The sequence below is a fragment of the Methylobacterium oryzihabitans genome (assembly GCF_004004555.2).
Taxonomy (GTDB): Bacteria; Pseudomonadota; Alphaproteobacteria; order Rhizobiales; family Beijerinckiaceae; genus Methylobacterium; species Methylobacterium oryzihabitans.
On the sequence record NZ_SACP01000076.1, the window covers coordinates 1 to 1,141 of the forward strand.

Below are 1,141 nucleotides of genomic sequence, written 5' to 3' on the forward strand. Positions count from 1 at the left end.
AAACCTAGCGCTTCCAGCCGCCGGATAACTGGAAAATCCGTCCCGGATCGTCGATTTCTGAGACAATCTTTCCGGATGAACTGACAGGAGGATTGATTTTCGCCCTCCCGTGGCGTTCTCTGCTGACGCACAAACAGTTTACCTTAGGTCTCAACCGAGCCGGTCCGCGCCGCCGCGACGCGACTGCAGGATTTGTCATGTGCCGGATCTTCGGATGCAGAATGTCCCGATCGATGTCGCGTGACCACGGCAGGGATGCCGCCGTGACCCGCCCCGGCGAGTGGACCCCGCCCCCGATCCGGCCGCCCCGCCGCGCCCGTGCCGCCCTGGCGCTCGCCCTCGCGGCGCTGCCCCTCGCCGGCCCCGCCCGCGCCCAGACCGCCTCCCAGATCACCCCGCCCTCGTTCGGCCCGCCCCTCCAGCGCAGCGGCGGCGCCCTCGCCATCCCGGACGGCGTCGGGCCCGCCGCCCCGCCCGGCGCCGAGCGCCTCGCCGTCCGCGTCGGCCGCCTGCGCGTCGAGGGCCTGCCCCCCGGCCGCGGCGAACGACCCGCCGCCCTCGCCCGCGACCTCGCCGCGCGCCTCTCGGGCCAGACCGTCGCCGTCGCCGACCTGTTCGCCGCCGCCCGCGACCTCGAACAGGCCTATGCCGGGGAGGGCTTCGCCCTCGTGCGCGTCGTCCTGCCCGCCCAGCAGTTGCGCGACGGCGGCGATGTCCGCCTCCTCGTCGTCGACGGCCTCGTCGAGCGAGTCGACGCCGCCGCCCTGCCTCCCGAGATCCGCGGCCGCGTCGAGGCCGTCCTCGCCCCCCTGGTCGGGCGCCCCGGCCTGACCCTCGCCGAGATCGAGCGCCGCGTGCTGCTGGCCGGCGACACCCCCGGCACCGTCCTGCGCTCGATCCTCGCCGCCGGCGCCCAGCCCGGCGCCACCGTGCTGGTGGTCGAGGCGCGCTACAAGCCGGTCACCGGCCTCGTCTCCACCGACAACGTCCTGGCGCAGAGCCTCGGCACCTACACGCTCGGCACCGGCCTCGACCTCAACTCGCCGACCGGCCACGGCGAGACCCTGTACTTCCGCGCCTCCGGCGCCCCGTACAGTGGCGGCGAGCGCAGCTTCTTCGCCCAGGAGCCGAGGAACCGCGC

General features: G+C 74.3%; 1 protein-coding gene. It reads left to right on the forward strand.

From position 1 onward, the window contains the following. Positions 1-263 precede the first annotated feature (263 nt). Positions 264-1,141 (forward strand): POTRA domain-containing protein (locus EOE48_RS28410; RefSeq protein ID WP_281292806.1); only part of this gene is annotated, 878 nt, incomplete at its 3' end.